General features: G+C 66.8%; 20 protein-coding genes. 19 read left to right on the top strand and 1 reads right to left on the bottom strand.

Annotation, left to right across the window (positions count from 1 at the left end):
* Positions 1-42: 42 nt before the first annotated feature.
* The gene (locus ABIC21_RS08725) at positions 43-999 is read right to left on the bottom strand and encodes a sunset domain-containing protein (RefSeq protein ID WP_354350009.1); all 957 of its coding nucleotides are present in this window, start codon (positions 997-999) and stop codon (positions 43-45) included.
* A gap of 104 nt (positions 1000-1103) precedes the next feature.
* On the opposite strand from ABIC21_RS08725, the gene ABIC21_RS08720 reads away from it, so the two are divergent.
* The 19 genes from ABIC21_RS08720 to ABIC21_RS08630 all read left to right on the top strand — a co-directional run bounded on the left by ABIC21_RS08720 (position 1104) and on the right by ABIC21_RS08630 (position 25951).
* The gene (locus ABIC21_RS08720; protein ID WP_354350008.1) at positions 1104-2072 is read left to right on the top strand and encodes a LysR family transcriptional regulator; all 969 of its coding nucleotides are present in this window, start codon (positions 1104-1106) and stop codon (positions 2070-2072) included.
* A 98-nt stretch (positions 2073-2170) separates the two neighbouring features.
* Complete coding sequence (ilvD, locus tag ABIC21_RS08715) at positions 2171-3892, top strand: dihydroxy-acid dehydratase (protein ID WP_354350007.1); 1722 nt, start codon at positions 2171-2173, stop codon at positions 3890-3892.
* A gap of 417 nt (positions 3893-4309) precedes the next feature.
* Positions 4310-6208 (top strand): acetolactate synthase large subunit, encoded by a 1899-nt coding sequence (locus ABIC21_RS08710; RefSeq protein ID WP_354350006.1) that lies wholly within the window; start codon positions 4310-4312, stop codon positions 6206-6208.
* Between the two features lie 2 nt (positions 6209-6210).
* Positions 6211-6723: an acetolactate synthase small subunit gene (gene ilvN, locus ABIC21_RS08705; protein ID WP_069952167.1), complete on the top strand. Its 513-nt coding sequence runs from the start codon at positions 6211-6213 to the stop codon at positions 6721-6723.
* Between the two features lie 81 nt (positions 6724-6804).
* Complete coding sequence (ilvC, locus tag ABIC21_RS08700) at positions 6805-7830, top strand: ketol-acid reductoisomerase (RefSeq protein ID WP_354350005.1); 1026 nt, start codon at positions 6805-6807, stop codon at positions 7828-7830.
* Between the two features lie 116 nt (positions 7831-7946).
* Positions 7947-9542: a phosphoglycerate dehydrogenase gene (serA, locus tag ABIC21_RS08695; protein WP_354350004.1), complete on the top strand. Its 1596-nt coding sequence runs from the start codon at positions 7947-7949 to the stop codon at positions 9540-9542.
* 204 nt (positions 9543-9746) lie between these two features.
* Positions 9747-12536: an ABC transporter permease gene (locus ABIC21_RS08690; RefSeq protein WP_354350003.1), complete on the top strand. Its 2790-nt coding sequence runs from the start codon at positions 9747-9749 to the stop codon at positions 12534-12536.
* Positions 12533-13300: an ABC transporter ATP-binding protein gene (locus ABIC21_RS08685; RefSeq protein ID WP_502935976.1), complete on the top strand. Its 768-nt coding sequence runs from the start codon at positions 12533-12535 to the stop codon at positions 13298-13300. Before ABIC21_RS08690 ends, ABIC21_RS08685 begins: the two co-directional genes overlap by 4 nt.
* 9 nt (positions 13301-13309) lie before the next feature.
* Entirely contained in the window at positions 13310-14869 is a 1560-nt protein-coding gene (gene metG / locus ABIC21_RS08680) for a methionine--tRNA ligase (RefSeq protein WP_354350002.1), read from the top strand.
* A gap of 476 nt (positions 14870-15345) precedes the next feature.
* Positions 15346-16518, top strand: coding sequence for a hypothetical protein (locus ABIC21_RS08675; RefSeq protein ID WP_354350001.1), 1173 nt, complete (start codon positions 15346-15348; stop codon positions 16516-16518).
* A 99-nt stretch (positions 16519-16617) separates the two neighbouring features.
* Positions 16618-17400, top strand: a complete 783-nt coding sequence (locus ABIC21_RS08670) for a sortase domain-containing protein (RefSeq protein WP_354350000.1) — start codon at positions 16618-16620, stop codon at positions 17398-17400.
* 82 nt (positions 17401-17482) lie between these two features.
* Positions 17483-18535, top strand: coding sequence for a 3-isopropylmalate dehydrogenase (locus ABIC21_RS08665; protein WP_354349999.1), 1053 nt, complete (start codon positions 17483-17485; stop codon positions 18533-18535).
* A gap of 125 nt (positions 18536-18660) precedes the next feature.
* Positions 18661-19773, top strand: coding sequence for a branched-chain amino acid aminotransferase (locus tag ABIC21_RS08660; RefSeq protein WP_354349998.1), 1113 nt, complete (start codon positions 18661-18663; stop codon positions 19771-19773).
* A 151-nt stretch (positions 19774-19924) separates the two neighbouring features.
* A complete protein-coding gene (locus ABIC21_RS08655) occupies positions 19925-20299 on the top strand; it encodes a DUF1304 family protein (RefSeq protein ID WP_354349997.1) in 375 nt (124 codons plus the stop codon).
* 66 nt (positions 20300-20365) lie between these two features.
* Positions 20366-21139, top strand: coding sequence for an MBL fold metallo-hydrolase (locus ABIC21_RS08650; protein ID WP_354350161.1), 774 nt, complete (start codon positions 20366-20368; stop codon positions 21137-21139).
* 27 nt (positions 21140-21166) lie between these two features.
* The gene (locus tag ABIC21_RS08645; RefSeq protein ID WP_354349996.1) at positions 21167-21943 is read left to right on the top strand and encodes a fumarylacetoacetate hydrolase family protein; all 777 of its coding nucleotides are present in this window, start codon (positions 21167-21169) and stop codon (positions 21941-21943) included.
* Positions 21944-22072: 129 nt separating this feature from the next.
* Positions 22073-23605 carry a glutamate--tRNA ligase gene (gene gltX / locus ABIC21_RS08640; RefSeq protein ID WP_354349995.1) on the top strand — a complete coding sequence of 511 codons (1533 nt, stop codon included), beginning with the start codon at positions 22073-22075 and terminating at the stop codon, positions 23603-23605.
* On the top strand, positions 23605-24351 hold the full coding sequence (locus tag ABIC21_RS08635; protein ID WP_354349994.1) for an HAD family hydrolase: 747 nt from the start codon (positions 23605-23607) through the stop codon (positions 24349-24351). Before gltX ends, ABIC21_RS08635 begins: the two co-directional genes overlap by 1 nt.
* A gap of 187 nt (positions 24352-24538) precedes the next feature.
* Positions 24539-25951, top strand: a complete 1413-nt coding sequence (locus tag ABIC21_RS08630; RefSeq protein ID WP_354349993.1) for a sialate O-acetylesterase — start codon at positions 24539-24541, stop codon at positions 25949-25951.
* Positions 25952-26097 lie beyond the last annotated feature (146 nt).

Below are 26097 nucleotides of genomic sequence, written 5' to 3'. Positions count from 1 at the left end.
CCCGGGATCCGTTCCCCGGGCCCAGGCAGCCCGTTCACCGGGCTACTGCCGCGTCCGCCGCGGCGGCCGGAAGCCTGCAGCCTCGGCGTGCGCCGCGGACAGGAACCAGACCTCGGCGCGGGTTGACTCGAAGGCGGGGCTGGTCTCGTCGTGGTAGACCATCGAGGAGGCGTTGCCCTTGACCGTGAAGCCCTCCGGGCCGCTGCCGTCAGGCGCTGGTGCTGCCGATCCCTCGCCATACGGCTGGTCGACGGCGAGATGGCCGGCGGGTTCGGCGGTGTGGCCCGCTGCCGTTTCGGACGCCGCCGCGGACATGGCAGTCTGCCGGGTCTCGGCCTCGGCAGTGGTGGCTTCAGCCGGCGCCTGCGCCGGATGTGTAGCCGGCGCGGCAGTCCGGCCTGCTTCGTCCTGCGCGTCCACGCCAGCCTCTGTCTCCGTCTCAGCCGCGGCGGATTCGGCGCCGGGGAGCGTGGGGGCGTGGGGCTCGGTGTATTCCCGGTGGTGCACCGGGGCTCCTGTCGCCGCACCGGCGGCGGTAGCGCCCATCGTCTGGTCGCCACGGCTGCTGGCGCCCGGCTGCTGATGGAGTTCGGCATGCGGCTCGGCCGGCGGGGTCTCGGACCACTGGGTTTCCCACTCGGGGCCAGCCCCGGCCGGGGCCGCCACAGCCGCGGCTTCAGTGGAAGGTTCAGCGGCGGCCGCTGCGTCGGGCGCCGGTTCCGGTTCGGTTTCGGGTTCGGCCTGGTGGAAACCGGCAGCCGTGGGCGTCGAGGCAAGGCCGGCGGCCGACGCGGACGGGCCAGACCCGCCGTCGGAAAGGGCGCCACGGTGCGTGGCGTCGTTGTCCACGTCGTGCAGATGGGGAGTGGCGGAATCGGGTGTGACGGCGGTCCCGGGGCCGGCTGAGCCGGAGCTGCGGCGGGAGCTGTTGCGATTAAGCAGCCACCAGACGATCGCGACAATCACGACGATGACGACGAGCCAGATAATCCAATCCATAGCAGAGCCTTTCTGTCCATGAGGCAAGGTTGCCGTCGCTTGACGGTACGTCTGCCTCAAGGGGCCTGTCCACCCTCCAAGTCGCCGCCCTGTAGCCTCACATCATGGATTTCAAGCGACTGCGCATTCTCCGCGAGCTGGCCGACCGCGGCACCGTGGGCGCCACGGCGGAAGCCATGAACGTGACGCCCTCAGCCGTCTCGCAGCAGCTAAAGACCCTGCAGGAGGAACTGGGGGTCGTCCTGGTCGAGAAGTCGGGCCGCGGAGTGCGCCTCACGGAGGCCGGACTCGCGATGGCAGGGGCCGCCGCCGAGGTTTCCACCGCCATGGCCCGCGCGGAAGCGACCATCGACACTTACCGGCGCGGCTGGCAGACCCATGTCAAAGCCGCGTTCTTCCCGAGCGCCGCCGAGATGTTCCTGCCCGGTCTCCTGCACCGCGTCAAATCCATTGACGGGCTCCGCTTCCAGGCCCACTTCGAGGACCCCAACGTGGCCGGATTCGCCGGCCTGACGTCCGACTACGACATCGTGCTGGCGCACAGCGTCGATGGGCCCGATGTCTTTGCCCGGCTCGGACTTACTGTCGTGCCGCTACTCGACGAGCCCCTCGACGTCGCCGTCCCCGAAGGCCACGCGCTCGCGGGAAAGTCGACGCTGCGGGCGGAAGACGTCATCGGTTTCCCGTGGATGGGCGTACCCGACGGGTTCCCGTTCGACACGGTGCTCCGCCAGATCGAAGTGCAGGCCGATTCCCCTGCGGTTCGCGCCCAGACGTTCCCCGACCTGAGGGTCCTTGAGGCCCTGGTCAGCGCCGGGCACGGGCTGAGCCTGCTGCCGCGCTACACCGCCCTGAAAAACCAGGGCCGCGGCTTCGTGCTGCGCCCGCTGGCCGGGGTCAAGGCCAGCCGCAGCATCGTTGCCCTCGCCCGCCCCGACGTGGCGGCCCGGACCACCATCCAGCAGGTGCTCACGCTGCTCAGGGCGGAGGCGCAGGCCGTTGCGCAAGCCCCGGAACTTCGTGACGCCGCTCACCTCAATTGGATCGCCGACCCCCATGTGTCCATACAGTGAGACGGAAGTCCACTATTTGGTCGAAACATTCCCGGTTTTACGCTTAATCCTCCATTCCGGGTCGTTGGGCCCCGCGGCAGAGCCCTAGACTTTGACCCATGAGTGAGGACACCCAAACAGCGACAGACACCAAACCGGACATCAAGCCCCGCAGCCGGGTCGTTACCGACGGAATCCACGCCGCCCCGGCGCGCGGGATGTTCCGGGCGGTCGGCATGGGGGACGACGACTTCGCCAAGCCGCAGATTGGTGTGGCCAGCTCCTGGAATGAAATCACTCCCTGCAACCTCTCCCTGAACCGGCTTGCCCAGGGCGCCAAGGAAGGCGTGCACGCCGGCGGCGGTTTCCCCATGCAGTTCGGCACGATCTCCGTCTCGGACGGCATCTCCATGGGCCACGAGGGCATGCACTTCTCCCTGGTTTCCCGCGAGGTCATCGCCGACTCCGTGGAAACGGTCATGCAGGCCGAGCGCATCGACGGCTCGGTGCTGCTGGCCGGCTGCGACAAGTCACTGCCCGGCATGCTCATGGCGGCCGCCCGTCTGGACCTTGCCGCCGTCTTCCTCTATGCCGGCTCGATCATGCCGGGCTGGGTCAAACTTGAGGACGGCTCCGAAAAGGAAGTCACCCTCATCGACGCGTTCGAAGCAGTCGGCGCCTGCGCCGCGGGCAAGATGAGCCTCGAAGACCTGACCCGCATCGAAAAGGCCATTTGCCCCGGCGAAGGCGCCTGTGGCGGCATGTACACCGCCAACACGATGGCCTGCATCGGCGAAGCACTGGGCATGTCCCTGCCCGGCTCGGCCGCGCCGCCCTCGGCCGACCGCCGCCGCGACGAGTTTGCCCGCAAGTCGGGTGAAGCGGTGGTCAACCTCCTGCGCAAGGGCATCACCGCCCGCGACATCATGACCAAGAAGGCGTTCGAGAACGCGATCGCCGTGACCATGGCCTTCGGCGGTTCCACCAACGCCGTGCTGCACCTGCTCGCCATCGCCCGCGAGGCCGAGGTTGAGCTGACCCTGGATGACTTCAACCGCATTGGCGACAAGATCCCGCATCTGGGTGACCTCAAGCCGTTCGGCCGCTACGTCATGACCGACGTCGACAAGATCGGCGGCGTTCCGGTCATTATGCGGGCGCTGCTCGACGCCGGTCTGCTGCACGGGGACTGCCTCACCGTCACCGGCAAGACCGTCGCGGAGAACCTCGCGGCGATCAACCCGCCGGACCTGGACGGCAAGATCCTTCGTGCCATGAACAACCCGATCCACAAGACCGGCGGCATCACGATCCTGCACGGCACGATGGCTCCCGAGGGTGCTGTCGTGAAGAGCGCGGGCTTCGACGCCGACGTCTTCGAGGGCACCGCCCGCGTCTTCGAACGCGAGCAGGGCGCCCTGGACGCGCTCGACAAGGGCCAGATTAAGGCCGGCGACGTCGTCGTCATCCGCTACGAAGGCCCCAAGGGCGGACCGGGCATGCGCGAGATGCTGGCCATCACCGGCGCAATCAAGGGTGCGGGACTGGGCAAGGACGTGCTGCTGCTGACCGACGGCCGTTTCTCCGGCGGAACTACAGGCCTCTGCATCGGCCACGTTGCCCCGGAAGCCGTCGACGGCGGCCCCATCGCCTTCGTCAAGGACGGCGACCGGATCCGCGTGGACATCGCCGCCCGCAGCTTCGACCTCCTGGTCGACGAGGCGGAGCTCGAAGCCCGCAAGGTCGGCTGGGAGCCGCTCCCGGCCAAGTTCACCAAGGGTGTGCTCGCCAAGTACGCCAAGCTCGTCCACAGCGCCTCCACCGGCGCCTACTGCGGCTAGAAGCCGCTGGGCCCAACTAGCTCGCACTTGAGGCCGTTTTGAGCGGTCAGAGCGGCCCGTAACTGCGAGCTAGTTGGGGATGAGTTCAATCAGTGGACAACGAAGTCCAGATAGTGAGACATGGCGCGGGCTCGTTGACACGCGTCTCACTATGAGGGAAAACTGAACGCATGATCGCATTCGTTACCGTCGGCGCCTCTGCAGGTGTCTCCGTCGTCCTTACCAAGCGCGTGGCTCCATAGCCTTCACTGGTAACGAACCGTCACGCGCAAACCCCTCGAAGAGCCGCCCGGCTGAGGGGTTTTTTTATTTCAGCACCACTAGTACACCAGCACCACCAGTACACCAGCATCACGCAACACCAGCAGTTCCACGATCACTGAAGATCCAACCGAAGATCCACAAAGGAAGAGTCCGATGAGCAAAGGATCGCCGATCAGCCCCTCGCTGATGGCCACTAAGTCCGCTGGAGCCCACAAGGCTCCGGAACGCGCCGAGCGTCCGGCTGACGCCGGCGCCGACACTGCTGCCGTCTCTCCTGTCCTTGGACCGAACAACGTCGTACCCCCGACGGTGATGACCGGTTCACAAGCAATTGTCCGTTCGCTCGAAGAACTCGGCGTGGACGATATTTTTGGTTTGCCCGGTGGCGCGATCCTGCCCACCTATGACCCCTTGATGGCCTCCCGAATGAACCACATTCTGGTCCGTCACGAACAGGGAGCCGGCCACGCCGCGCAAGGCTATGCCATGGTCACCGGACGGGTCGGCGTCTGCATCGCCACCTCGGGTCCGGGTGCCACCAACCTCGTGACCGCCATCATGGATGCCCACATGGACTCCGTGCCGATGGTGGCCATCACCGGCCAGGTCTCCAGCGGAGTCATCGGTACCGATGCCTTCCAGGAAGCGGACATCGTCGGCATTACGATGCCGATCACGAAGCACTCCTTCCTGGTGACCGACCCTAACGACATCCCGCACGTCATGGCCGAGGCGTTCCACCTGGCCTCGACCGGCCGCCCGGGTCCCGTCCTGGTGGACGTCGCCAAGGACGCCCAGCAGGGTCAGATGACCTTTTCCTGGCCGCCGAAGATCGACCTCCCCGGCTACCACCCGGTCCTCCGGGGCCACAACAAGCAGGTCCGCGAGGCAGCCCGCCTCATCGCGGCGGCCAGCAAGCCCGTGCTCTACGTGGGCGGCGGCGTCGTCAAGGCGCACGCCTCGGCGGAACTGCTGGAACTTGCCGAACTCTCCGGCGCCCCCGTGGTCACGACCCTGATGGCCCGCGGCGTGTTCCCGGACTCGCACCCCCAGCATGTCGGCATGCCGGGCATGCACGGCACGGTCTCCGCCGTGACCGCGCTGCAGCAGTCGGACCTGCTGATCACGCTCGGGGCCCGCTTCGACGACCGGGTGACCGGCGTCCTGAAGTCCTTCGCCCCGAACGCCAAGGTCATCCACGCGGACATCGACCCGGCCGAAATCTCCAAGAACCGCACCGCCGATGTCCCGATCGTGGGCTCGGTCAAGGAGATCATCCCGGAACTTAGCGAGGCCCTGCGCGCCCTGTTCGCCGTCTCCGGCACCCCGGACTACACCAACTGGTGGGCCTTCCTGAACAACCTCAAGGAGACCTACCCGCTGGGCTGGACCGAACCCGACGACGGCCTCAGCGCCCCTCAGCGCGTGATCGAACGCATCGGCGCCCTCACCGGCCCCGAAGGCGTGTACGTCGCCGGCGTGGGACAGCACCAGATGTGGGCCTCGCAGTTCATCAAGTACGAGCGCCCGCACGCCTGGCTGAACTCCGGCGGCGCCGGCACCATGGGCTACGCCGTGCCGGCCGCCATGGGCGCCAAGGTGGGCAACCCGGACCGCGTGGTGTGGGCCATCGACGGTGACGGCTGCTTCCAGATGACCAACCAGGAACTGGCGACGTGCGCGATCAACAAGATCCCGATCAAGGTTGCCATCATCAACAACTCCTCGCTGGGGATGGTGCGGCAGTGGCAGACCCTGTTCTACGAGGGCCGCTACTCCAATACCGACCTCAATACCGGCCACGACACCGTCCGCATCCCGGACTTCGTCAAGCTGGCGGACGCCTACGGCTGCGCCTCGTTCCGCTGCGACCGCGACGAGGACATCGACGCCACCATCCAGAAGGCCCTGGAGATCAACGACCGCCCCGTGGTCATTGACTTCGTCGTGAGCCCCAACTCCATGGTGTGGCCGATGGTCCCCGCCGGAGTCAGCAATGACCAGATCCAGGTTGCCCGCAACATGACCCCGGAATGGGAAGAGGAGGACTGAACATGACCCGCCACACACTGTCCGTTCTGGTCGAAGACAAGCCCGGTGTGCTGACCCGCGTCGCCAGCCTCTTCGCCCGCCGGGCCTTCAACATCAACTCCCTGGCCGTCGGCCCGACCGAAGTTCCGGGCATGTCCCGGATGACCGTCGTCGTCGACGCCGACGGTGAGCTCATCGAACAGATCACCAAGCAGCTGAACAAGCTGGTCAACGTGATCAAGATCGTTGAACTCACCTCCGAATCTTCCGTACAGCGTGACCACATCCTGGTCAAGGTACGTGCGGATGCCGCAACACGGCTGCAGGTCACCCAGGCTGCAGACCTGTTCCGCGCATCAGTGGTCGACGTCTCCACAGAGTCCGTGGTCATTGAGGCAACGGGCCACCCCGAAAAGCTCACGGCACTGCTCTCAGTGCTGGAGCCCTTCGGCATCCGCGAAATCGTGCAGTCCGGCACCCTGGCCGTTGGGCGGGGATCCCGCTCCATGAGCGACAGGGCCCTACGCAGCGCGTAAGAAACCGCGCAAGGCACCAGCTTTCGACAAATTTTCACCGACAAGCACCACCCAAGAATCCACTCAAAAGGAGACACCCCAGTGACTGAAATGTTCTACGACGACGACGCCGACCTGTCGATCATCCAGGGCCGCACCGTCGCCGTCATCGGTTACGGCTCCCAGGGCCACGCCCACGCCCTCAGCCTGCGCGATTCCGGTGTTGACGTCCGCGTCGGCCTCAAGGAAGGCTCCAAGTCCCGCGCCAAGGCCGAGGCCGAGGGCCTGCGCGTCCTGAACGTCGCGGACGCCGTCGCCGAAGCCGACCTCATCATGGTCCTCACCCCGGACCAGGTCCAGCGCCACGTCTACGCCGAGGACATCGCCCCGAACCTGCAGCCGGGCGACGCCCTGTTCTTCGGCCACGGCTTCAACATCCGCTACGGCTACATCAAGCCCCCGGCAGACGTCGACGTCGCCCTCGTTGCCCCCAAGGGCCCGGGCCACATCGTCCGCCGCGAGTTCGAAGCCGGCCGCGGCGTGCCCGACCTGATCGCCGTCGAGCAGAACCCGTCCGGCAAGGCCAAGGAACTGGCCCTGTCCTACGCCAAGGCCATCGGCGGCACCCGTGCGGGCGTCATCGAGACCACCTTCACCGAAGAGACCGAAACGGACCTGTTCGGCGAGCAGGCTGTCCTCTGCGGCGGCGCCTCCCAGCTGATCCAGTACGGCTTCGAGGTCCTCACCGAGGCTGGCTACAAGCCCGAGGTTGCCTACTTCGAGGTGCTGCACGAGCTCAAGCTCATCGTGGACCTCATGGTGGAAGGCGGGATCGCCAAGCAGCGCTGGAGCGTCTCCGACACCGCTGAGTACGGCGACTACGTCTCCGGCCCGCGCGTGATCACCCCGGACGTGAAGGAAAACATGAAGGCTGTCCTGGCGGACATCCAGGACGGCACCTTCGCCAAGCGCTTCATCGACGACCAGGACGCCGGAGCCCCCGAGTTCAAGGCACTGCGCAAGAAGGGTGAGGACCACCCGATCGAGGCCACGGGCCGCGAACTGCGCAAGCTGTTCTCCTGGATCAAGAACGAAGACGACTACACCGAAGGCTCAGTAGCCCGCTAGGCACTGACCGGCAGGGAAGCCGGACACCATCACTGGGGTCCGGCTTCCCTGCTGTAGGCACCACCCGTTGCACCAAAATCCCCACCTGATATACAAGAGAGCTAAAGAGGTCACCGGTGACAAGCACCAAACCTGTAGTACTCCTCGCTGAGGAACTTTCGCCCGCCACGATCGATGCCCTTGGCCCGGACTTTGAAATCCGGCAGACCGACGGCGCCGACCGTTCCCAGCTGCTCTCTGCGATCGCCGACGTCGACGCGATCCTGGTCCGCTCCGCCACCCAGGTGGACGCCGAGGCCATCGCCGCCGCGAAGAACCTCAAGGTGATCGCCCGCGCAGGCGTCGGCCTCGACAACGTCGACATCAAGGCCGCCACGCAGGCCGGTGTCATGGTGGTGAACGCCCCCACCTCGAACATCGTCTCCGCCGCGGAACTCACCGTCGGCCATATCCTGAGCCTGGCCCGCCACATCCCGCAGGCCAGCGCCGCGCTCAAGGACGGCGAGTGGAAGCGCTCCAAGTACACCGGCATCGAACTCTTCGAGAAGAAGATCGGCATCATCGGCCTGGGCCGGATCGGCGCCCTCGTCGCCGCCCGCCTGAAGGGCTTCGACACGAAGATCCTCGCCTACGACCCCTACATCACCTCGGCCCGTGCCGCCCAGCTCGGCGTGCAGCTGGTGACCCTGGACGAGCTGCTCGCGCAGTCGGACTTCATCAGCATCCACATGCCCAAGACGCCTGAGACCGTCGGCATGCTCGGCGCGGAGTCCTTCAAGAAGATGAAGAGCACCGCGTACGTCGTCAACGTCGCCCGCGGCGGCCTCGTCGACGAGGAGGCGCTCTACGCTGCGCTGGAGTCCGGCGAAATCGCCGGTGCCGGCGTCGACGTCTTCGTCAAGGAACCCAGCACCGACCTGCCGTTCTTCAAGCTCGACAACGTGGTGGTCACCCCGCACCTGGGCGCTTCCACGGACGAAGCGCAGGAAAAGGCCGGCGTCTCGGTCGCCAAATCCGTCCGCCTCGCCCTGGCCGGGGAACTGGTTCCCGACGCCGTCAACGTCGCCGGCGGCGTCATCGCCCCGGACGTCCGCCCCGGCATACCGCTGATGGAGAAGCTGGGCCGCATCTTCACCGCCATGACGCACGCCTCGCTGACCCAGTTTGACGTCGAGGTCGCCGGGGAGATCTCGTCCCTCGACGTCAAGGTGCTCGAACTCGCGGCGCTCAAGGGCATCTTCGCCGACATCGTGACCGAGCAGGTCTCGTACGTCAACGCCCCCGTGATCGCCGAGCAGCGCGGCATCAACGTCCGCCTGATCACGACGCCGGATACCGAGTCCTACCGCAACGTCCTGACCCTGCGCGGCGCCCTCAGCGACGGCACGCAGATCTCCGTCGCCGGCACGCTGACGGGGCCCAAGCAGGTCCAGAAGCTGGTCGGCATCAACGGTTTCGAGGTGGAGATCCCGATCAGCGAACACCTCGTGGTGGTCGCCTACTCGGACCGCCCCGGCGTGATCGGCACCATCGGCCACATCCTGGGCATGAACAACATCAACATCGCCGGCATGCAGGTCGCGCGGCAGGATGAGGGCGGCCAGGTGCTCGCACTGCTGACCATAGACAGCTCGGTCCCGCAGCAGGTCCTGGACGCCATCAAGGCCGGCATCGGCGCTGACATGGTGCGCGAGGTCGACCTCGAGGACTGATGTCTTCAGCGTGGACACCGGCGGCAGTCAGAGCCGCCGCCGGTGTCCGCGAACCTACGGCTGGTCTGCGTACAATGGCTAGGTCCGAATTTCGGATCCGGCCGGCAGCCCGGCCTTTACTTTTGCACACCCGGCAGGGGACGCCTTCACTTCCGCATGGAATGAACTGAGGTGTGCGCACGCAATCCAGCTTTCAGGAGCCCAATGAACGCCGTCCAGAGGTTCATCAGAAGCCGAGTGCTTCTGCTGACCGCGTCCATTTTGATCGCGGCCATGTGCCTGTCGGTCCTCGTGCAGGGTCAGTCGCAGGCCGCCTTGAACCGGACCGTCGACCAGAACTCGCGAGGGCTCTACGACATTCTTGTCCAGGCCAAGGCCGACGACAACGGCGGGCTCATGCAGCCGGACATCGCCACCGGCCAGGGCGGCATCAGCTTCGACCAGCTGGAGTCCCTCCGCAAGCTTTCCGGCACCTCCGTGGCGGCCCCCATCAGCCTCGTCTCCCGCGTCACCCAGAACCTCGAGTCCCCGCGCCTGGATGCCACCGACTACCTCGGGTTCAACGCCGGGCTCGCCGGCACCGCCGGGGACCCCAGCGCCACCGATCCGAGCAAATGGCCGGCCGCGGAGTCGGTCCTGTCCGACACGCTGAAGAACTACCGGCTGACCGCCAGCGCCGTCAGCTCCGACGGCAAGTCCGACCAAACCCTGTTCAAGACCATGGCCGAAGGCTCCCTCGGCAAGGCCCGGCTCGTCGAAGAGCAGGTTGCCGGCGGCAAGAACGTCCGCATCGATGCCCCGGAGGGGGAGACCGGCATCAAGTTCCCGGCCCCGGCCGGCGGCTCCGAGCACAACCTCTTCAATCTCTCGGTCTCACTTCCGCTCGCTCCGCAGGTGACGGAATCCGTCGTCGCCGTCGACCCCGTCGCCGAACGCGCCCTGCTCGGCAGCGCCGGCGACTTCCTCGCCCCGCTGGAAAAGGCGCCGCCCGCGGACGCCCGCAACGCCGGCGCCATCGGCCGCCACTTCGAGAGCCTCTTCACCACCGGCATCGGCATGGACGAACTCAAGGAAGGCCCCGATTTCCTCGGCGTCAAGCTCAAGTACTGGGCCCCGCTGATGAGCCAGTACCAGCAGGCCAGGCGCAACGGGCTGCTGACCGAGGACTCGCAGGCGATCCCGCTGATCGTCCGCTCCGGCACGTCCCTTGACCTGAAGTACTCGGTCAAGATCGAGGAAATCGACGATTCCGGCAACGTGGTCAAGGATGTCGGGACGGTGACCCGCTCGCTGGACAAGGACTACCTGCCGTTCGTCTCGAAGTCCCCCTTCGCGCTGGCCTGGCCGGGGTCCAAGGACCTGACGCAGCTGCTCGGTGACACCGGGGGCTTCAGCCAAGGCCTCTACAACCCCGCGACGTGGAGCACGGACTTCGCTTCCGCGCCCAAGTATCAGGACGGCGAGACCGCGGGCAACGGTGCTGTCGACAAGAGCGCCACCCCCGGCGACTGGGTTACCGTGAACCGTCTCCCGGAGAAAGCAGCCAACGGCGCCGCCGTCGACCAAACACAGCGCAAGCCCGTGGACGAGCGCGCCTACCGCGAAGACCTCGAGACCGGCAAGAAGCTCGCCACGCCGCTCGCCATGGTCTATGGAACGTTCGACGCCGAGCAGGTCAAGGAAGTGGCCGGCGACGTCAACCGCCTGCCACTGGGCGGCTATGACCCCACACCGTTCACGCTGACCAAGGACGCCTCCGGCAAAGACGTCGAGAACACCGAACTCAAGCCCTCGCTGAGCGCCACGGGCCTGGCCAGCCAGTCCGCCGGTGCCATCACCGACTATTACGGCCTCGCCGCCGCCCGCGGCTACGAGGAAAACGCCTCCGTGATCGACGCCGTCCGGGTGCGGGCCAAGGTGCCTGGCAGCTGGAAGGAGGCGCAGCCCGAGGTGGAGAAGCTCGCCAACGAGATCCGGGACATGGGCCTGCAGGCAACCGTCGTGGCCGGCTCAGCCCGCGAGGACGCCAGCATATTTGTCCCCGGCTACTCCAAGGACGACGCCGGCAAGGAATCCCCGCTCGGCACAGTGCAGCAGTCGTGGGTCCGCCAGGATGCTGCGGACGCCGTCTCCGGCTCCCTCACCGGCACTAACCTGACCCTGCTCTTCCTGACCCTCTGCGGTGCTGCCCTGCTGACCGGCGCCTCCACGGTCAGCTATGTCCGAAAGCGCCGCAGCGAGGCCGGAACCCTGCGCGCCATGGGTTGGACGCAGCGCCGGATCCGGTCCTGGGTGCTCGCCGAGTTTGGTGTCGGCGCGGCCCTGCTGGCCGTCGCCGGAATCCTCCTGAGCCTCGTCAGCTGGAATCCGGCCACAGCGATCGTCTCGGCCTCCGTGCTCGCGCTCTACGCAGGGGCGGCCTTCTTCGCCGCCCAGCAGCTGCGCCACCGCGAAGAGGTCGACCAGGAACCGCAGCACGATGAACGGCTCATCGCCGTGGACTCACCGCTGACCTTCGCAAACCGGCAGCTGAGCACCAACAAGTTCAACACCATTTCCCTGGCCGTCGCCGTTGGCGTCTTCGCGGCTGCGGTCGGCGGAATGGTGGCCCTGCTGATCGACATTCCCCGGGCCGCCGGGGCGAGCGCGCTCAGCGGACTGGCTGCCGCCAGCATCGCGCTGCCCAGCATCGTTCTGGGCCTGTCCGGTGTGGCCGTCGGCCTGGTCCTGACAATGGTCACGGGCCGCTTCGAACTGCAGGCCAAGCGCCAGTACCTCGGCACGCTGCAGGCCATGGGCTGGAACCCGGACATGCTGGGCCAGGTCCGTTTCTTCGAAAATGCCATGGTGGGGACGGTCGCACTGCCGCTGGGTGTCCTGGGCGCCCTGGGCGTGGGCCTCCTCCTCGCCCCCTATGCCGCGCTCTGGGCCGCGGTCGCCGGGCTCGTGGCTGTACTTTGCTGGATTCCAATTGCAACGAAAGTGGTCCGATGAACAACGACCTGAACCTTGACCGTGAGGCTCACGAGCGGATGACGGCGAGCACCCGCCGCGGCGCTCACCAGACGCGCGCCAACACGATCGTGAAGGCCGCGGACCACGCCACGCCGCTGGAGCTCAGCAACATCACGATCCACTACGGCGGCGGCAAGGGCGGCGCCGAAGCCGTCAACGTGGTGGACGATTTCAACATGACACTGCACGCCGGCGAGATGCACTGCGTCGCCGGCCGCAGCGGCTCCGGCAAGACCAGCATCCTGACGGTCGGCGCGGGACTGACCCTGCCGACGTCGGGCCGGGTGTTCTGGGAGGGCGATTCGCTCGAGACCATGGGCGACGACGAAATCGCCGACCGACGACGCGCCCTGATCGGCTACGTCGACCAGGGCGGTGCCCTGATCGACGGCATGAGCGCGCTGGAGAACGTGCTGCTGCCGGCCGTGCCCGACGGCGAGGTGGAAAAGCGCCGCGACATGGCCAAGGACCTCCTGGACCTCGTCGGCCTGGGCCGGCGCATGCGCCACCGCCCGGCCCAGCTCTCCGGCGGTGAGCGCCAGCGCGTGGCGATCGCCCGGGCCCTGATCCTCGGCACCCGCGTGCTGATCGTCGACGAGCCGACCGCCAGCCTGGACCGCTCCTCGGCCAACCGCATCATCAGCATCCTGAAGGACACCACCTCGGACGGAATCGCCGTCCTGGTGGCTTCACATGACCACGAACTTGTCCGCCAGAGCGATACCCTTACCGAACTGATCTAGGTTAAAGCTGTGACAACTTCCGAAAAGACCCCGTTCTACATCACCACGGCCATCAGCTACCCCAACGGCGTGCCGCACATCGGCCACGCCTACGAGGTCATCGCCACCGATGCGATGGCGCGCTTCAAGCGCCTCGACGGCTACGACGTCTTCTTTATGACGGGCACGGACGAGCACGGCCTCAAGATGCAGCAGACGGCGGAAAAGGAAGGCATTCCGGTCAAGGAACTTGCCGACCGCAACTCCGCCGCGTTCCGCCAGATGAGCGATGACCTCGGCATCTCCCTGAGCCGCTTCATCCGTACCACGGACCCGGACCACTACGAGGCGGCCAAAGCGCTCTGGCAGCGGATGGAAGCCAACGGGGACATCTACCTCTCCAAGTACTCCGGCTGGTACTCGGTCCGCGACGAGCGGTACTTCGTCGAGGACGAAACCGAGGTACAGGCCGACGGGCTGCGCTACGCCTCCGAAACCGGCACCGAGGTGACCTGGACCGAAGAGGAGAGCTACTTCTTCAAGCTCTCCTCCTACCAGGACAGGCTGCTGGCCCTCTACGCGGACCACCCGTCCTTCGGCGCCCCGCACAACCGCTTCAACGAGGTCGTCAGCTTCGTCAAGGGCGGGCTCGAGGACCTGTCCATCAGCCGCACGTCCTTCGACTGGGGTGTCCCCGTCCCGGGGAACCCGGACCACGTCATGTACGTCTGGGTGGACGCGCTGACCAACTACCTGACCGGCGTCGGCTTCCCCGACACCGAGTCCGAGTCCTTCCGGAAGTACTGGCCCGCGGATGTCCATGTGATCGGCAAGGACATCTCCCGCTTCCACGCCGTCTACTGGCCGGCGTTCCTGATGTCGGCCGGGCTGGAACTGCCCAAGCGCGTTATGATCCACGGCCACCTGCAGAACCAGGGCGTGAAAATGTCCAAGTCGCTCGGCAATGTGGTCGCACCGGCGGACTGGGTAGCACAGTACGGCCTGGACCAGGTGCGTTTCTTCCTGCTCCGCGAGGTGCCGTTCGGCGCCGACGGCAACTACAGCCATGACGCGATCGTGGGCCGGATGAACGCGGACCTCGCCAACAACTTCGGCAACCTGGCCCAGCGTTCGCTGTCCATGGTCGCGAAGAACTGCGGCGGCACCGTCCCCGTCCCCAGGGGTTTCAGCGCCGAGGACGCCGCGCTGCTGGGCCAGGCCAACGGGCTGCTGGACGTTTCCCGCGCCGCGTTCGAAAAGCAGGAGTTCAGCCGCGCCCTGGAGGCGATCTGGACTGTCCTGGGGGACACGAACGCGTACTTCGCCGAGCAGGCGCCCTGGGTGCTGCGGAAGACCGACGTTGAGCGCATGAACACCGTCCTGTACGTCACGCTTGAGGTGCTGCGGATTGTCGCCATCCTCGCCCAGCCGGTCATGCCGGCGGCGGCGGCGGCCATCCTGGACACGCTGGGCCAGCCGGAAGGGGACGCGCGGGATTTCGCCGCCCTGGGCACACCGATTACTGCGGGCACGGCCCTGCCGGCCCCCTCCCCGGTCTTCCCGAAGTACGAGGAACCCGCCGAGGCCTGACGGCCCCGCCCAACGCGCCCTCAGATCCGGCGGCCCCCCGCGAAACGCTCCCTCACCACTGAAGAAAGGTGAGGGAGCGTTCGCTTTGTACTCGCGGGAGCTGCGGGCGAATTTCGGGGTAATTCAGCCGGTTCAATGGCCGGGCCTCCGGAGGTCTTGTGGCTAGAAGCTACCGGCAGGTAGTGAATCACCCCAGGACTGAGTACCCCGGACGGAAGCCAGGGTGTTAGTCCATCGATTAGACGAGTAGTCACTACTCGCGACCAGGTTGAGGCTGCCCGCCTAGCCTGAAATAGCAAGCGAACTGACGACACTGCTGGGGAGTAACTGTCACCAATCAATTCGCTGTTGGAGGTCTCGAATAGTGGTCTTTCCCGGGTCTCGATGACGGTTACTCCGCGCGGTCAAGCCAGTTTGTTAATCTGACTGGACGGAGCGACGGACAAATGCGAAGAACAATTGCCACAGTGGGGGTTGTGGGGCTGGGGATCATGTCGGCCGCGGTCACTGCCAACGCGGCACCTTCAGAAAAGAAGATCACGATCTGTCATGCGACCAGCTCGGCAGGGAACCCGTTCGTTGCTGCGACCGTCAACTTAAATTCCCTGCGGACCCACGCGAACGACACGCTCGACATCGTGCCGGCCAACGACGGGGACTTTTTCCCCAAAGGCCAGAACTTGACCGCGGCGAACCTTGCATTGCTGGCCAACAATTGCGTCGCCGTCGTTGTTCGTCCGGATGTACCGCCCGGGGTCCCGCCGGTCGGTCCCGTGCCCGGCGATGAGACTCCGGTGCCGGGGGGCGAAACGCCGGGCGACCAAACGCCGGAGCCGGGCGATGAGACTCCGGTGCCGGGTGGTGAGACGCCGGTGCCGGGCGATGAGACTCCGGTGCCGGGTGGTGAGACGCCGGTGCCGGGCGATGAGACTCCGGTGCCGGGTGGTGAGACGCCGGTGCCGGGCGGTGAAACGCCGGAGCCGGGTGGTGAGACGCCGGTGCCGGGGGGCGAAATGCCGGAGCCGGGTGGTGCGACGCCGGGCGCGGGCGAAATGCCGGTGCCGGGCGATGAGACTCCGGTGCCGGGTGGTGAAACGCCGGGCGCGGGCGAAATACCGGTGCCGGGTGATGAGACTCCGGTGCCGGGGGGCAAAACGCCGGTGCCGGCTGACGAGACTCCGGGACCCGGGGACGAAACGCCGCCGCCGGGTGATGAGACTCCAGGTGATGAGACCCCTGGAACCGGTGACGAGACAGCGGGTGACGAAAATCCGGAGCCAGGTGATGAATCGCCTGGAACCGGTGACGAGACAGCGGGTGACGAAAATCCGGAGCCAGGTGATGAATCGCCTGGAACCGGTGACGAGACATCGGGTGACGAAACGGCGGAGTCGGACACGACGCCAGTGTTGTCTATCACGCCGCTGGCACGCGATGTTGTGGTTCCGAAAGCCGTTGTTCCGGCCGCGAAAACCCCAGCGCCGGCAGCCAAGAGGTCAAATGTCGGTTACAACGTCCAGACCGCAGTGGCCGGCAATCCGGATAACGGCATGCCCGTCTGGCTGACCGCGCTGACCGCTGTGTTCACCGCGGGAGCGGCAACGGTGCTCTGGCAAGGCAGCAGGCGCGCCAGGAACTCCGTGGGATAGCGGACGGCAGGGCAGGGGTGGGTGCGGGTTTGCAGAGCCCGCCCCGCACGGTCCGCTTCCGCATCGCCAGGCCACCGCAGGCACCACACAGGAGCGCCGATGAGCAGTCACCGTGAGAACCACGGACGCCGGGTACGCCGTACCCGTGGGCTGGTGCTTAGCCCGCGGGACATGCTCATCCTGGCCGTCTGCGTACTGGGTCTCGTCGTTGCGTGGCTGTTCTACGCGGCGAGCGGCCCGGGGAGCGGGCATCCTGCCTACGGCCTGGAAGCTGGAGAATCGAAGGAACCGGGCGGTGCCGTCACGCCACAGGCGACGTCGTCTCCGTCCTCTGTCCCGGCCGGAAGCAGTTCTGGGCTGCTTTCGGGCGGGGGTACCGCTGCCCCGTCAGCGGGTCAGGCGCCCCCGGCGCGGGAGCCCGCCGTGGATGTTCCTGCTGTCTCTGTCCCGCAACGCATCACCTACCCGGCGGCCGGCATGGACGTGGCGGTTCACCCCCTGGCACCGGAGGGCGGCGCCGCAGAAAGCCGGAGCATTGTTCCGCCGGAGACGATGGACGGTTACTGGCTCACCCCCTTCGGCACCCCCGGGGCCGGCTCCGACAACACCACTTACGTCGTTGGCCACAGCTGGGAGGGCCTGGACGCGCCGTTCAACCACCTGAGCTCGGCCGCCGCACCGGGAGACGAACTCACCATGACCACGGAGACGGGGGTCCTCCGCTACGCCGTGGACTCTGTCACCACCTTTACGAAGTCCACCCTGAAGGACAGTGCCGTCTGGGATGCCGTCCCGAACCGCCTGGTCCTGATCAGCTGCTACACGGAGGATCCCTGGGGCAAGAACGTTGTGGTGGTCGCCAGCCCGGCCCGCGGCCCCTGACGGGTCCCGTAACGGGGAACCCGGCTGTTCGAATAATGAGACAAGTTGACCAGCATGTGGATCTCTTGGCTACGCTGAAAACATGAGCGCATCCACGATTGATCTGGCCGTTATTCCCGGCGACGGCATCGGCCCCGAGGTCACCGCCGAGGCCCTGAAGGTCCTTGAAAAGGCTGCTGCCGCCGAGGGCATTGTGCTGCAGCAGACCCACTACAAGCTCGGTGCGCAGCACTGGCTCGAAACGGGGGAGACCCTGCCGGAGGAAACCCTCGCCGATCTCCGCACCCGCGACGCCATCCTCTTCGGTGCGGTCGGTGCAGCCCCGGGCGATACCCGGATCCCCTCCGGCATCATCGAGCGTGAACTGCTGCTCAAGCTGCGCTTCAGCCTGGACCACTTCGTCAACCTGCGCCCGGCACGCCTCTACCCGGGCGTCGCCAGCCCGCTCGCCAACCCCGGCGACATCGACTTCATTGTGGTCCGCGAGGGCACTGAGGGACCCTATGTGGGCAACGGCGGCACGCTGCGTGCCGGCACCCCGCACGAAGTCGCCACGGAGGTCTCGCTCAACACGGCCCACGGCGTGGAACGCGTCGTCCGTGATGCCTTCCGCCGCGCCAACGACCGCCCGCGCAAGAAGCTCACCCTGGTGCACAAGCACAACGTCCTGGTCTTCGCGGGCCACCTCTGGAAGCGCACCGTGGAGGCCGTGGCCCAGGAGTTCCCCGAGGTCACCCACGACTACCTGCACATCGACGCCGCCACGATCTTTATGGTCACCGACCCGGCGCGGTTCGACGTGATCGTCACGGACAATCTCTTCGGCGACATCATCACCGACCTTGCCGCCGCTGTCACCGGAGGCATCGGCCTTGCTGCATCCGGAAACATCAACATGGAACGCACCGCGCCGTCCATGTTCGAACCGGTCCACGGCTCGGCACCGGACATCGCCGGCCAGCAGAAGGCGGATCCGACGGCGGCCATCCTCTCCGCCGCACTCCTCCTGGACCACCTGGGCTACGGGGGCGCCGCCCGCAAGATCGAAGCGGCCGTGGTCGCCGACGTCGCGGGCCGCGGCACCGCCGTCCGCAGCACCAGCGCGATCGGCGACGCCATCGCCGCTGCCCTGTAGGCGCCACGAGGCACCGGGCCGGCGGCCCCGCCAACGGGCGTAAGCTTGTTTCGAATCACCAATATGCTGCCGTGGTCCGACGCTGAACCACGTTCACACGCCAGGCAGCCGACCGTGGAGGAACCATGACTCAGACTGCCCATGGCGTCGAATTCACCCAGCATCTTTCGGCAACCCCGAAGTCCGCTGCAGAACGTGCTGCCATCCTGGCGAACCCGGGTTTCGGCAACTATTTCACCGACCACACGGCCATCGTCGACTACAGCGTCGACGCCGAGGGCAAGGGCGGCTGGCACGATGCCCGGGTTGAGGCCTACGGTCCCATCTCCCTGGACCCCTCTGCCGCCGTGCTCCACTACGGTCAGGAAATCTTCGAAGGCCTCAAGGCCTACCGCCACGCCGACGGCTCCATCTGGACGTTCCGCCCCGAGGCCAACGCCGCCCGCCTCAGCAAGTCGGCCCGCCGCCTGGCGCTCCCCGAGCTCCCCGAGGAGTACTTCCTGGGCGCCATCCGCGAACTCGTCTCGGCGGACAAGGAATGGGTCCCCTCCGGCGACGGCGAAGCCCTGTACCTGCGGCCGTTCATGATCGCCACCGAAGCGTTCCTCGGCGTCCGCGCCGCCCGCGAGGTGTCCTTCCGCGTCATCGCCTCCCCGGCCGGAAACTACTTCGGCGGCGAGCTCAAGCCGGTCTCTATCTGGATCTCCCGCCAATACGCCCGCGCAGGCCGCGGCGGCACCGGCGCCGCGAAGTGCGGCGGCAACTACGCCGCATCACTGATCGCGCAGCAGGAAGCCGAGGCCCACGGCTGCAAGCAGGTGCTCTTCCTCGACCAGTTCAATGACAACGCCGTGGAAGAGCTCGGCGGCATGAACGTGTTCTTCGTGATGAAGGACGGCTCCCTGGTGACCCCCGCGCTGAGCGGCACCATCCTTGAGGGCATCACCCGGATGTCCGTCATCCAGGTTGCCAAGGACATGGGCCGCGAGGTCACCGAACGCAAGATCACGCTGGATGAATGGCGCGACGGCGTGGCCTCCGGCGAGATCGCCGAGGTCTTCGCCTGCGGTACGGCCGCCGTGATCACCCCCATTGGCGTGCTCAAGGATGATACTGAATTCATCGGTTCCGAGGACGCGAAGGCGGGGGAGACCACCATGGCCATCCGCGAACAGCTTCTGGGCATCCAGACCGGCGCCGTCGAGGACACCCACGGCTGGCTGACCCGCCTCGCCTAAGCGGCAGCGCCTCAGTCGGAGGCAGCGTTCGACGGCGGCCCCCACCTTCCGGTGCGGGGCCGCCGTCGTCGTTAACAGCCCGGCAATTGGCCAGGTGAGACCGGCCGGAAGTCCCTAGCGTGTCCCCGGACGCGGCGGCACAATATGGCGCATGACGGGGCTTATTCAGGTTCTCGGTGTCATTTTCGGGGTGTTGCTGATCCTCGTGGGGATCCTTGAGTCGTTCTTCTTCAGGGACCAGCGTTTCCACCGGCTGTTCCTGATCAAGCCGGAGGACACGGAGACCGTGCGGATGTGGACCTTCAACCTGGGGTTCTACAACATGATCTGGGGGGTGGGCGCGATCGTTGGCGCGGTTCTGCTGACCGGGGCGGAGCCGTCGGCCGGGCGGGTCCTGCTGCTGTTCACGAGCGTGGGCCACGTGCTCCTGGGCATCATCCTGGTGCTGTCGGAACGGCGGCTGTGGGCCAGCGGCATCGCCGAAGCGCTCCTGCCGGCGGTCATTGCGGTGCTGCTGCTCGTGTGACGGCCGCTCGTGTGAGTGCCTCTTCGGTGGGAAGATGGAACTGTGATCCCGGACGACCCCCGCGCCATGGTGCGCAGCACAGAGCTGACCCGCTTCAGGCTGGCCCCCAACCCGGGGCCAATGAGCCTGCACGGGACCAATTCCTATGTGATTGCGGCTCCCGGGGCCGCCGGCACCGTGGTGGTGGATCCCGGCCCGCTCGACGAGCCACACCTGCAGGAACTGGCCCAGGCCGGCGCCGTCGAGCTCATCCTGATTACGCACCGGCACGCGGACCACACCGCCGCCGCCGCCCGCTTCGCCGAACTGACGGGAGCGCCCGTGCGCGCCAAGGATCCCGCACACTGCCACGGGGGAAGCCCCCTGGTGGACGGCGAAGTCATCCACGCCGCCGGGGCCGAGATCCGGGTCCTCGCCACGCCGGGCCACACCTCCGACTCGGTCTGTTTCCACCTGCCGCAGGACGGCGCCCGGGGCTCGGTCCTCACCGGCGACACGATCCTGGGCCTGGGAACCACCGTCCTGGACTATCCCGACGGCACGCTGGGCGACTATCTGGCTTCGCTGGACCGGCTGGAACGGCTGGGCCCCGCGACCGTCCTTCCGGCGCACGGTCCCATGCTGCCCGCCCTGGACACGATCGTCCGCGCCTACCGGGACCACCGCGAGGACCGGCTCGGGCAGATCCGCTCCGCCCTCGAGAACCTGGGGTCCGGGGCCGAGGTGGCCGAGGTGGCCGACGCCGTGTACGCCGCCGTCGATCCCGCCGTGCGGCCCGCGGCGGAACTCTCCGTGGCCGCCCAGCTGCACTACCTGAGGCTGGACGGCGGCACCGCCTAGCCGTTTGGAGACGGTACGCTTGGAGCCATGCGTATCGCCCGGTTTGTAGTCGATTCTGATCCCCTCTACGGCATTGTTGAAGGTGAGCCCGGCAGTGAGGAAATCACTGTCATCAACGGCGACCCCTTCTTCCACGGCGTGGAACGAACCGCCGTGCGGCACAAGCTGGAGGATGTGCGCCTGCTCGCCCCGATCATCCCGCGCAGCAAGGTCATCGGCGTCGGCCGCAACTTCGTTGAGCACGCCCGGGAACTCGGCAACGAGGTTCCCAAGCAGCCGCTGCTCTTCCTCAAGCCCAACACCTCCGTGATCGGGCCCAACGATCCGATCGTCCTGCCGGAGTTCTCCGAGGAAGTTTCCTTCGAAGCCGAGCTGTGCGTCGTGATCGGCCGGATCTGCAAGGACGTCCCCGAGGAGCGTGTCGACGACGTTGTCTTCGGCTACACCTGCGGCAACGACCTCACCGCCCGCGACGTCCAGAAGACGGACCTGCAGTGGGCACGGGCCAAGGGCTTCGACACGTCCGCGCCGCTGGGTCCCTGGATCGAGACCGAACTGAACACCGATGACCTGCAGATCCAGGGCCGCCTCAACGGCGAGCTGCGCCAGGACGGAAGCACGAGCCAAATGATCCGCGGCGTCCGCGAACTCGTCTCCATCGTCTCGCAGGCCTTCACCCTGCTGCCCGGCGACGTCATCATGACCGGAACCCCGGCCGGGGTCGGACTGGTCCAGGCCGGTGACCGCTTCGAGGTCGAGATCGAGGGAATCGGCCGGCTCTCCAACCCGGTCGTCCGACGCTAGCGGTACCTCAGAAAGAAGCTGCTCCGGTTTCGGACAGCCGCACCGTGGATCCACGGTGCGGCTGTCCGTTTTCGTGGCAGAAACCCCGGGCGGCCGGCGATGGTCGGGGTTGGTAATGTTGGAGTCACTATGACTACTCCCTCTGCGCCCGACGCCGTCTCCAGCTCCGCCCCCAGTGTGACCAGCGAAGTCACTGCCGACACCCCGGTCCGTGTCCGGTTCTGCCCGTCGCCCACCGGCACGCCGCACGTCGGCCTGATCCGCACGGCCCTGTTCAACTGGGCCCACGCCCGCCACACCAAGGGCACGTTCGTGTTCCGCATCGAGGACACCGACGCGGCGCGCGACTCGGAGGAGAGCTACCAGCAGCTGCTTGAAGCCCTCAAATGGCTCGGCATCACCTGGGAGGAAGGCGTGGAGGTCGGCGGGCCGCACGAGCCGTACCGCCAGTCACAGCGCCTGGACCTGTACAAGGACGTCGTCGCCAAGCTGATCGACGCCGGCTACGCCTATGAGTGCTACTCCTCCCCGGAGGAAGTCGAGGCGCGCCACCGCGCCGCCGGCCGGGACCCCAAGCTGGGCTATGACAACTTCGACCGCGAGCTTTCCGCGGAACAGCTGGCCGCGTTCAAGGCCGAGGGCCGGCAGCCGGTGCTCCGCGTGCGGATGCCGGATTCGGATGTCACGTTCACCGACATGGTCCGCGGCGACATCACCTTCAAGGCCGGCAGCATTCCGGACTACGTGATCGTCCGCGCCGACGGCTCCCCGCTCTACACCCTGGTCAACCCCGTCGACGACGCGCTGATGGGCATCACCCACGTGCTCCGCGGCGAGGACCTGCTCTCCTCCACGCCCCGCCAGGTGGTGCTGATCCGCGCCCTGATGGACATCGGCGTCGCCAGCTACCTGCCGGTCTTCGGCCACCTGCCGTACGTCATGGGGGAGGGCAACAAGAAGCTCTCCAAGCGCGACCCGCAGTCCAACCTGTTCCTGCTCCGGGACCGCGGCTTCATCCCGGAGGGCCTGCTCAACTACCTCTCGCTGCTCGGCTGGAGCCTCTCCGCCGACGAGGACATCTTCACGGTGGACCAGCTGATCGAGCACTTCGACGTCAATGACGTGCTCGCCAACCCCGCCCGCTTCGACATCAAGAAGGCCGAAGCCATCAACGGCACGCACATCCGGATGCTCGACGCCGAGGACTTCCGCGGCCGTCTGGTCCCGTACCTGCGCACCGCAGGATTCGTCGGCGAGACTCTGACCGCGCGCCAGGAAGAGATCCTCGCCGAGGCGGCCCCGCTGATCCAGGAGCGCATCTCCCTGCTGGGCGAAGCGCCCGAGATGCTCGCCTTCCTGTTCAAAGCCGACGACGCGATCGACGTCGCGGACGACGCCCGCAAGGGGCTTCCGGAGAACCTCACCGAGGTGCTCGACGCCGCCCTGGCCGCCCTGGAGCCGCTGGCCGGCTGGAATGCCGAGGGTATCCAGGCCGCGCTCAAGGAGGCCCTCGTGGAGGGCCTTGGCGTCAAGCCGCGGCTGGCCTTCGGTCCGGTCCGCACTGCCATCTCCGGCCGCCGGATCTCCCCGCCGCTGTTCGAATCCATGGTGATCCTGGGCAAGGACTCGTCCCTGGCCCGGCTGCGCGCATTCCGCGGCTGATGAGCTCGCCCTCAGCGCATAACAACGTCAGGACCAGCGCCCTGGCCGCCGGCCTGGGCGGCATCCGCGGCGTGCTGTTCGACATCGACGACACCCTCGTGGACCTCGAATTCGCCATGACGGCAGCCCTCCGCGACGTCAGTGAACATCTCCTGCCCGGCCTGGACCAGGCCGGGTGGGAAAAGTTCGGGCGGATCTTCACCCGCGAGACGACCCATTTCTACGACCGTTACCTGGCCGGTGAACTGAGCTTCAATGAACAGCGCCTGCTCCGCGGCCGGGCCGCCCTGGGGCACTTCGGCGTTGAGCTGGAGGAGGGCGAGCAGGCCCACCACTGGGTCAGTTCCTACGCCAGCCGGCAGCACGGCTACATCCGCGCCTTCGACGACGTCACGCCGATGCTGGATGCGCTGGATTCCGCCGGCATCCCCTACGGCGCCGTCAGCAACAACGTCCACGACTACCAGCGGGTCAAGCTGGACGCCGCCGGACTGGCACGTATCAGTGTGTTGGTTGGGACGGACACCGTCGGTGCGGCGAAGCCGGATCCGGCCATCTACCTGGAGGGCGTCCGCCGGCTCGGCACGGGCGCCGGCGAGACGCTGTACGTGGGGGACAACCGCCTCCTTGACGCTGACGGCTCGACGGCGGCCGGCCTCCTGGGTGTCTGGTTGAACCGCGGCGGGGAACCGGCCCCGGGTTTCGCCGGCCGTGAGATCGGTTCCCTGCTGGAGCTGCTGGCCTGATATTCCGCCGGGGGCTGCCCGGCAGCCAGCGGTCACCGTGACACCGGCGCTCAGCGCAGGGTCCCCGGTGCGGTGCCCGAGGCCATTTGGGCAAGAAAAATCCAAGGTCCCCGGACAACACTGTCACTCACGGCTGGTTTGGGGCTCGGTTTCCGCTCGGAAGCTTGTTGCAGGTGCCGCCCGACCGATGACGGGGGTGGGATTCGTGAACGGGATCACCGCGTGGCTTCGAGGAATGCTGATCGGGCTTGCGGTTTCTGCCCTGATGCTGGCCGGCATTTCGCCTGTGCAGGCCGAAACTGGGGTTACGGCCCTGCATGTGTTTCTGGCGGCTGGGCAGTCGAATATGTCCGGACGGGGTCTACCGGCTGGCGGCAGTCGGGACCCGGTGAACCCCCGGATCTTTCAATACGGCGCCAAAAATCCCACACTCCGGGCTGCGACTGTTCCGCTGGACATGCTGGACAGCCCCAGTGGAATCTCGCCCGCCACGACGTTTGCTCGAGAGTACCTGTCGACCCAGCCCACAAACGTCGGCGTTCTCATCATCCCGGCGGCTCACGGTTCCACGGGATTTACCAGTGCGACATCCACGCGCACCTGGACCGTAGGTGCCGCCTCCTCGCCGCAGTACGACCTGCCGAGCCTGGCAGTGAAGCAGACGCTGGCAGGCATTTCGGCGGCCAGAGCGGCTGGCTACGCCGTTGTTCTCAAGGGCGTCCTCTGGCACCAGGGGGAAAACAACTCATCGATGTCCACTTCGACCTACAGTGCGAAGCTGGACCAACTGATTGCCAGCTTCAGGTCCCGTCTGTCGGCATCGAATCTACCCTTTGTGGTCGGACGCATGGCGCCGGAGGGAATTGCGGCTACGCCGGGCCGGGAAAACGTGGACAGGGCGCACTCCGAAACTCCAGGCCGGGTCCCCCGTACCGGCTTTGCACCCTCCATGGCGGGTGCGCTCAATGGGGGCGACACCAGCCACTTCAACCGGACCGGTATCGAATACCTCGGGAAGACCTACCTGTCCGCATACATGCGGGCCGCCGGCATCACCCCCGGCACGCTCACGGCCGCCGTTCCGACGATTAGCGGCGTGGCGAAGGTCGGGTCAACCCTTACCGCGGTGCCCGGCACCTGGGGGCCGTCCCCGCTAACCCTGTCCTACCAGTGGTACCGGTCATACATTGCCATCAGCGGGGCCACGGGGGCCAAATACACTCCGGGCGGCAGCGAGCTGGACCGGACCATTACGGTGAAAGTAACGGGGTCCAAACCCGGCTACACCACGACCTCCCGAACGTCCGCGGGCCTGAAGATCACTACCCCCGGCACGCTCACGGCCGCGGTTCCGACGATTAGCGGCGTGGCGAAGGTCGGGTCAACCCTTACCGCGGTGCCCGGCACCTGGGGGCCGTCCCCGGTAACCCTGTCCTACCAGTGGTACCGGTCACACATTGCCATCAGCGGGGCCACGGGCTATACATACAAGCCGGTTGCCGGTGACTATGACCGGACCATCACGGTGAAAGTAACGGGGTCCAAACCCGGCTACACCACGACCTCCCGAACGTCCGCGGGCGTCAAAATCGCCCGATAGGCCCCGAGGGGGGAGGCGTGAGCGCTGCTCCGCCCTCCCGGCTAAATACGCTTCCGCGTGCCTCGATTTGTGCAGACGAAAACTCTCGGGTAAAGTAATTACTCGTGCTGAGGCGCCGGGAGCGCGGGTTTAGACCCACGGATCCG

The sequence above is a fragment of the Pseudarthrobacter sp. PvP090 genome (assembly GCF_040547365.1).
Taxonomy (GTDB): Bacteria; Actinomycetota; Actinomycetes; order Actinomycetales; family Micrococcaceae; genus Arthrobacter.
The sequence above is the reverse complement of the archived record's forward strand: the minus strand, read 5'-3'. Positions and strand labels throughout refer to the sequence as shown.